Below are 456 nucleotides of genomic sequence, written 5' to 3'. Positions count from 1 at the left end.
AAATGGTTTCTCTATAAAAACTGAAATATAAATTTGCAAATTGAGTAAATAGAGGAAGCAGAACGATTTCATGATTATCAAGTGTAAATTTGTTATAATCATTCATATCTGAATCCACGATGGCCCATTTAGTAGCTTTGAGTTCATCGGAGGAATCTAGAAAATCACGAAGATCACTACTAGTTTTAATTAAATAGGTCTGCATCAAAGAGTAAGCAAAGTCATCGATTTTATCGTCGACCACCTGTTCTACCCTATCTTTAATCTCATCCCAAACGTCCGTTCCATTGGATCGTGTGGGAAAAAGTGCATTTAAAAAGGCTGGAATCACAATACCTGCGCCCGGAATAGGGATTAAAGCGGAGCCTTTAGTAAGAACCCGCATTGAAATATCCCTTGTAAGGTTATAGGGGTCTGGTTTGGGGTTAAAGTTACTTTGAAAATATTGTCCTATTA

General features: G+C 36.6%; 1 protein-coding gene. It reads right to left on the bottom strand.

Going from position 1 to position 456, the window contains the following annotated elements; translation table 11 throughout:
• Nucleotides 1-456 (bottom strand): insecticidal delta-endotoxin Cry8Ea1 family protein (locus E1171_RS00215; RefSeq protein WP_155202986.1); only part of this gene is annotated, 456 nt, incomplete at both ends.

The organism is Xanthovirga aplysinae (assembly GCF_009711365.1).
Classification (GTDB): Bacteria; Bacteroidota; Bacteroidia; order Cytophagales; family Cyclobacteriaceae; genus Xanthovirga; species Xanthovirga aplysinae.
This window is presented reverse-complemented; position numbering and strand designations above follow the sequence as displayed.